General features: G+C 70.3%; 5 protein-coding genes. 3 read left to right on the top strand and 2 right to left on the bottom strand.

The features are described 5' to 3' along the window. The first annotated feature begins 96 nt into the window (after positions 1-96). Positions 97-1,395, top strand: a complete 1,299-nt coding sequence (locus GA0115234_RS12580) for a DUF6986 family protein (protein WP_093540987.1) — start codon at positions 97-99, stop codon at positions 1,393-1,395. Between the two features lie 27 nt (positions 1,396-1,422). Here the strand turns inward: GA0115234_RS12580 and GA0115234_RS12575 are convergent, their stop codons facing one another. After that, a complete protein-coding gene (locus tag GA0115234_RS12575) occupies positions 1,423-2,451 on the bottom strand; it encodes a LacI family DNA-binding transcriptional regulator (RefSeq protein WP_093540986.1) in 1,029 nt (342 codons plus the stop codon). A 180-nt stretch (positions 2,452-2,631) separates the two neighbouring features. Between GA0115234_RS12575 and GA0115234_RS12570 the strand changes: the two genes are divergently transcribed. Next, positions 2,632-3,588 carry an ROK family protein gene (locus GA0115234_RS12570; protein WP_093540985.1) on the top strand — a complete coding sequence of 319 codons (957 nt, stop codon included), beginning with the start codon at positions 2,632-2,634 and terminating at the stop codon, positions 3,586-3,588. An 83-nt stretch (positions 3,589-3,671) separates the two neighbouring features. Here GA0115234_RS12570 and GA0115234_RS12565 read toward each other — a convergent pair whose 3' ends face one another. Beyond that, complete coding sequence (locus GA0115234_RS12565) at positions 3,672-5,708, bottom strand: NPCBM/NEW2 domain-containing protein (RefSeq protein ID WP_093540984.1); 2,037 nt, start codon at positions 5,706-5,708, stop codon at positions 3,672-3,674. A 267-nt stretch (positions 5,709-5,975) separates the two neighbouring features. On the opposite strand from GA0115234_RS12565, the gene GA0115234_RS12560 reads away from it, so the two are divergent. After that, the gene (locus tag GA0115234_RS12560; protein WP_093540983.1) at positions 5,976-7,265 is read left to right on the top strand and encodes an ABC transporter substrate-binding protein; all 1,290 of its coding nucleotides are present in this window, start codon (positions 5,976-5,978) and stop codon (positions 7,263-7,265) included. The last annotated feature ends 46 nt before the right edge of the window (positions 7,266-7,311 follow it).

The raw sequence follows: 7,311 nt of genomic DNA, 5'->3' as shown, positions 1-7,311 counted from the left end.
GGTCACCATTGACGCAGGTCCGACAGCCTTATAGCTTCACTATACGGATTGTTGATTCCGGGAAGCGGAAACAGTGTGACTGTGGAGGGTGTGGAAATGGGTCAGCAGGAGAAGGTGGCAACGAGCCTCGCCGGTGCGGTCAGCGAGGAGATCAGCGCTTCCCTCACCGCGGTCGACGCCGAGCTCGCACGCCGCTACCCGGGAGACCCGGGCACGCGTCAGCCGGTCCACACGGTCTACGTCCCCGGCGACGCGTTCACCGCCGGAACCATCCGCTCCTGGGGCGACCAGGCCCTCAGGGCCCTCGACGAGCACGCCCCCGACGCGGCCTCGTTCGCCGCAGTCCTCGGCATCCCGGACGAGCTCGCCGCGCCCGTCCACGACCGGGTCCGCGCCAAGCTGGAGCGCGAGCCGGTCGAGGACCTCCGCATCGACTTCGAGGACGGCTACGGCCCCCGTCCCGACGCCGAGGAGGACGAGGCGGCCGCCCGCGCCGCCCTGCTGGTCTCCGAGGCGTACGGCAACGGCACGGCGGCCCCGTACATGGGCATCCGGATGAAGTGCATGGAGGCCGCCGTGCGGGACCGGGGTATCCGCACCACGGACATCTTCCTCACCGGCCTGATGCGGGCCGGCGGCCTTCCCGACGGACTGGTCCTCACGCTGCCCAAGGTGACGTACCCCGAGCAGGTCAGTGCCTTCGTCCGGCTCCTCGAAGCGTTCGAGCAGGCCCACGGGCTGCCCGCCGGGCGGCTCGGCTTCGAGATCCAGATCGAGACCAGCCAGTCCATCCTCGCCGCCGACGGCACCGCCGCCGTCGCCCGCATGATCGACGCGGCGCGGGGCCGCGCCACCGGCCTGCACTACGGCACCTTCGACTACAGCGCCTGTGTCGGCGTCAGCGCCGCCTACCAGGCCAGCGACCACCCGGCCGCCGACCACGCCAAGGCCGTCATGCAGGTCGCCGCCGCGGGCACCGGCGTACGGGTCTCGGACGGCTCCACCAACGTCCTCCCGGTCGGCCCCACCCCCCAGGTCCACGAGGCCTGGCGGCTCCACTACGGCCTCACCCGCCGCGCCCTGGCCCGCGCCTACTACCAGGGCTGGGACATGCACCCGGGCCATCTGCCGACCCGGTACGCGGCCGTGTACACCTTCTACCGCGAGGGCCTGGAGCAGGCCGCCGCCCGGCTCGCGGCGTACGTGGCCAAGGCCGGCGGCGACGTCATGGACGAACCCGCCACCGCCAAGGCGCTCAGCTCCTACCTGCTGCGCGGCATCGACTGCGGCGCCCTGGACACCGCCGAGGTCGCCCGGCTGACCGGGCTGACGCGCGCGGAGCTGGACGCGTTCGCCTCGCCGCGGCGGGCCGACCTCACGGCGACCGCACCGTAGCCGCCTCCCACGCGGGAGCCGCGCGGCTCAGGCGGGCGGCAGTTCGCCCGAGCCGCGCCGGATGAGCGTCGTGGGCAGTTCCACCCGGGCCGGGGCGTGGTCGGCGCCGTCCAGACGGCGGAAGAGGTGCTCGGCGGCGGTGCGGCCGACGGCGGCGGCGTCCTGGGAGACGACGGTGATGCCGAGCAGATCGGCCAGTTCGATGTCGTCGAAGCCGACCAGGGCGATCCGCCGGTCCTGCTCGGCGAGGACCCGCACCACCGTCACCGTCACCCGGTTGTTGCCCGTGAAGATCGCGGTGACGGGATCGGGGCCGGCGAGCATCCGCTCGGTGGCGGCCCGGACCCGCTCGGGTTCGGTCGAGCCGAGGGACACCCAGGAGTCCTCGACCTCCGTCCCCGCGTCCGTCATCGCCGCGTGGTAGCCGCGCAGCCGCTCGGTGGCGGTGTGGATGCGCGGCTGGTCGCCGATGAAGCCGATCCTGCGGTGGCCGTGCGCGATCAGATGTGCGACGCCCTCGCGGGCGCCGCCGAAGCTGTCGGAGAGGACCATGTCGGCGTCGATGCGGCCCGCGGGGCGGTCCACGAAGACGGTGGCGATGCCCGCCTTGATCTCCGGTTCCAGATAGCGGTGGTCGTCACCGGCCGGGATCACGATCAGCCCGTCCACCCGGCGCGCGCACAGAGCGAGCACGAGCTCCTGCTCGCGCTCCGGGTCCTCGGCGCTCGACCCGTTGATGAGCAGGGCGCCGTGCGCCCGCGCGACCTCCTCCACCGCGCGGCTCAGCGGTCCGTAGAAGGGGTCGGCGAGATCCTCCAGGACCAGCCCGATCGAGGCGGTGCGGCCCTTGCGCAGGACGCGTGCGCTGTCGTTGCGCCGGAAGCCGAGCGCCTCGATGGCCTCCTGGACCCGGCGCTCGGTGTCGGGCGTCACCCCCGGCTCGCTGTTGACCACGCGGGAGACCGTCTTGAGGCCCACTCCGGCGCGGGCGGCCACGTCCTTCATGGTCGGCCGGTTGCCGTAACGGGTCTCGGAGTGACGGGCGGTCTCGGCCACGGTGCGCTGTCCTGTCCTCGGGTGCGGGCGGTCCGGCGGGTCCGTGGGCGGTGCCGCGGAGCCGGCCGGAGGCTGTGCCGACGAGCATAGGCCCTGGACAACGTTGTCAGCTGAATGGAGACTGGGCAGACTGTTTCCTGAAGCCGCAGGTCCCCGCCCCCTACTCACGGAGCCACACCGATGCATACCGACCTCGTCGCCGCGCTGGACATCGGCGGTACCAAGATCGCCGCCGCGTTGGTGGACGGCGGCGGCGCACTTCTCGTACGGGCGCAGCGGCCGACGCCCGCCCGGGAGAGCGCTGAGACGGTGATGGCGGCCGTGACTGAGGTCCTCGACGAGCTGTCCGGCTCGCCGCTGTGGGGGCGGGCGACGGCGGTCGGCATCGGAAGCGCGGGCCCGGTCGATGCCTCGGCCGGCACGGTCAGCCCGGTCAACGTCCCCGGCTGGCGGGACTTCCCGCTGGTGGAGCGGGTCGGCAAGACGGTCGGCGGACTGCCCGTGGGGCTGGTCGGCGACGGGGTCGCGATGACGGCCGCCGAGCACTGGCTGGGCGCCGCCCGCGGCTACGACAACGCGCTCTGCATGGTCGTGTCGACCGGTGTCGGCGGCGGGCTCGTCCTCGGCGGCAGGCTCCACCCCGGCCCCACGGGCAACGCCGGGCATATCGGCCATGTGAGCGTGGATCTGGACGGCGACCCGTGTCCGTGCGGTTCGCGCGGCTGCGTCGAGCGCATCGCCAGCGGTCCGAACATCGCCCGCCGGGCGCTGGAGGCCGGCTGGCGGCCCGGCCCGGACGGCGACGCATCGGCGGCCGCCGTGGCCGCCGCCGCGCGAGCGGGGGACGAGATCGCCCTCGCCTCGTTCGAGCGCGCCGCCCAGGCGCTGGCCGCCGGGATCGCCGCCACCGCCGCACTGGTCGAGATCGACATCGCGGTGATCGGCGGGGGAGTGGCCGGTGCGGGCGACATCCTCTTCGCACCGCTGCGCCGGGCCCTGCGCCGGTACGCCACGCTCTCCTTCATCCGGCGGATCGAGGTGACCCCGGCGGTGATGGGGACCGACGCGGGTCTGGTGGGCGCGGCCGCCGCGGCGGCTCGGGTGGGTCCGGGCGGCGTGGTGGCCGTCCAGGGCTGACCGGTGCCGGGCGGGCTTCGGGGGAGGTGCCCCGGACCCGCCCGGCGGCCGGACGCGCGCGGCGTCGCCGCCACGCTCCCTCGTCAGCAGGTGATCCGCAGGTCGGCCCAGTCCGCGTGGTCGGAATCGACGCCGTCCCCGCCGTCGGTGACCACCAGACGTACCACCTGCGCCCCGCTCACATCGGCGGTGACCGGCAGGGCGGGCATCGCGTTGGTCAGTACGCCGGTCGACGCCGCCTTCGTGCCGTCGGCCCAGATCTCGAAGGCGACCGTCCCCTTGGCGTCCTTCTCGTCGTCGACGCCCACCTGCGCCGTCACGGTGCGGCATGCCCCGCCGGTGTAGAACTCGACGGCGCTGTCGGCGTGCACGCCGAGCCCCTTGGTGAAGACCGTGCCGCCGATCGTCAGCGGATTCCCGTCGCCCGCACCGCTCTCGCCATTGCTGGTGTCCTTCTCGACCGGGCCCCAGCCGTTGGTCGCGGAGAGCTGCGGCAGATCGCTCAGGTAGCCGTCACCCGCCGGTGGCGCGACCACCACATGGGCCCGGAACGGGACGGTGGACCGTACCCGGGCCCCGGCCGGTGAGCGGTACCGGGCGTCGAGGGTCAGATCGTAGGCACCGGTCGGGGTGCCCGCGGGGGCCGTCACCTGCCAGCGAGTGGTCAGGGAGCGGCCGGTCGGCAGGGCCGGTGCGGCGGTCGGCGACAGTGCCTTCACCCGCCAGCCCGAGGGGCCGGTGAGCAGGGCCGAGACCTTTCTGGCGGGGGTGCGGCCCAGGCCGGTGACCGTCGTGGTCAGTGTGGCGGTGCGTCCGGCCTCGATCAACGGGGTGGATTCCAGGCCGAGTTCGACCGCGGGCGGATGTGCGGCCCACTTGTCGTCGGCGGAGACCCGCAGCAGCACCGTGCCGTGCGCCGGGACGGTCGCCGCCACGGTGCCCGCGGTGTTGTACGACCTGTGCTCCCACAGATCGCGCATGGTGTACCCGCCGGCCTGCGGCAGTCCCACCTCGGAGGCCGTCGTCGCGATCCGCTGTGCGCTGCCGGTCTCGTTGAAGAGGGCGACGGCACGGCTGCCGTCCCGCATCTCCTTGGCGACCACCCAGCGCCCACCGGCGGAGGAGAGCACGGTGCCCTGCTTGCCGAGCGGGTCCTGATCGACCGCGACGACCTCGTGGTTGGAGAGGATCTCGAAGGTCTCCGCGCTCGCCTTGCGCAGATCGGAACCGATGAGCAGCGGCGCCGCCATGATGGACCACATCGAGAAGTGGGTGCGGTACTCCGTGTCCGTCATGCCGCCGTTGCCGACCTCCAGCATGTCGGGGTCGTTCCAGCGCCCGGGTCCGGCGGCCGCCGCGAGGGGCAGGTTCTGCTTCATGATCGACAGCATGCTGCCCCAGCTGTCGTTGATGTCGCCGGTCGTGCGCCAGAGGTTGCCGAGCTCACCGGCCCATTCCCAGGGCTTGTTCTCGCCCCATTCGCAGATGCTGTAGACGATGGGGCGGCCGGTCGCCGCCAGTGCGTCCCGCATCGTCGTATAACGCTTCCTGGCGTCGATACCCTGGTTGTTGCAGTTGTCGTACTTCAGATAGTCGATGCCCCAGTCGGCGAACTGCTGTGCGTCGCTGTACTCGTGGCCCAGTGCGCCGGGGAGGCCCACGCTGTCGCAGGTCTTGGTCCCCGCGCTGGTGTAGATGCCGATTTTGAGGCCCTTGGAGTGGACATAGTCCGCGACGGCCTTGATCCCGTTCGGGAAACGCCGCGGATCGGCCTCCAGCTTGCCGTCCGCATTGCGCTGCGGCTTCGCCCAGCAGTCGTCGAGATTGACGTACTGATAGCCCGCGTCCTTGAGGCCCTTCTCGACAAAGATGTCGGCGATGCCCTTGACCATCGACTCGTCGAACTCGGCCCGGCAGTGTGTCGAGTTCCAATTGTTGAACCCCATCGGCGGGGTGAGGGCAAGACTGTTTCCGGACTGCGAAGTCACGGCGTGAGCGGGGGCGGGGGAGTCCGCGACGGCGGGAACGATGGTCCCGGCCGCGCAGAGCAGCCCGGCCATCACCGCTCCGATGACTCCACGACGGCTGGTTCGGGTTGTACGGGTTGGAAGATGACGCATCGTTACGTTCCTCCATACTCGTGCATGATCGGATGACAGCATGTGCACGCCAAGGCGTGCGATTACGTTAGGGCGTGTTGAAGTCTGTTGGAAGAGGGTCGGTGTCGGTTGTCCGGCATCTCGTCAAAACCCTTGACTGCACCATCAGTTGGGAGTGAGATCCAAGCGCACGTTCGGTTGTGTTGGGTTGCATCTCCGGAGGAGTTGGGCATGACGCAGTCTGATGACGACAGGTCAGGTGTTCCGGGCAGTGTGGCGGGACATCGGATGTCCCGGCGAAGTCTGCTGCGTGGTGCGGCTGTTGGCGCCGGAGCCGTGGCGCTGCCCGCGCTGCTCGCGGCCTGCGGGAGCGGCCCCGGCGGTGACGGGAAGACGATCACCCTGGGATCGAATTCCTCCGACCCGATTCCGAAGAAGGCGTTCGCCGACGCCTTCGCCGCGTACGAGGCGCAGTCGGGCGGACGGAAGGTGAAGGTCAACACCGTCGACCACAACACCTTTCAGGAGAACATCAACCGGTATCTCCAGGGCAAGCCGGACGACGTCTTCATGTGGTTCGCCGGCAACCGGATGCAATTCTTCGCGGAGAAAGGGCTGCTGCACGACATCAGCGACAACTGGCAGGGCTACAAAGGCTTCTCGGCCGCACTGAAGGCCCAGTCCACCGGAGCGGACGGCAAGCAGTACCTCACGCCGTACTACTACTATCCGTGGGCCGTCTTCCACCGCAGGAGTCTTTTCGCCGACCGCGGCTATCAGGCACCGAAGACGCTCGACGAGTACGTGGCGCTCGCCAAGCAGATGAAGAAGGACAAGCTCGACCCCATCGCTTTCTGTGACAAGGACGGCTGGCCCGCCATGGGCACCTTCGACTACATCGACATGCGGACCAACGGCTACGACTTCCACAAGAGCCTGATGGCGGGGGAAGTCGCCTGGACCGACAAGCGGGTCAGGGAGGTCTTCGACACCTGGCGCCGGCTCCTGCCGTACTGCCAGCCGGGCGCCAACGGCCGTACCTGGCAGGAGGCCGCCAACAGCCTCCAGAAGAAGGAGGCCGGCATGGCCGTCCTCGGGCTGCCGCACCCCGGTGCCCAGTTCCCCAAAGGGGAACAGGGCGACATCGACTTCTTCCCCTTTCCCGTCATCGACCCGCAGCACGGGCAGGACGCGGTCGAGGCCCCCATCGACGGGTTCCTGCTGGCCAAGAAGTCGAAGAACCTCAAGAACAAGAAGAACCTGGAGAGCGCCAAGGACCTGCTCAAGTGGCTCGCGACGGGCAAGGCCGAGGACATCTACCTGAAGAGCGACCCGAACAACATCGCGGTCAGCGACCAGGCGGACATCTCCGCCTACTCACCGCTCCAGAAGAAGGCCGTGGAGCTGGTCTCCGGGGCGAAGCAGATCTCCCAGTTCCTGGACCGGGACACCAGGCCGGACTTCTCCTCCACGGTCATGATCCCGGCGATCCAGCAGTTCATCAGCGACCCGAACGACGTGGACGGCCTGGTGAACGGCATCGAACGGCAGAAGAAGACCATCTTCGCCGCCGACTGACCCCGGACGACCCCGATGGCATCCGACCGAACCTGGAGTCCCGACC

This window comes from Streptomyces sp. DvalAA-43, assembly GCF_900091725.1.
In the GTDB taxonomy this organism is placed as follows: domain Bacteria; phylum Actinomycetota; class Actinomycetes; order Streptomycetales; family Streptomycetaceae; genus Streptomyces; species Streptomyces pulveraceus.
Note: the sequence above shows the minus strand (reverse complement) of the source record. Positions and strands in the feature narration are given on the sequence as shown.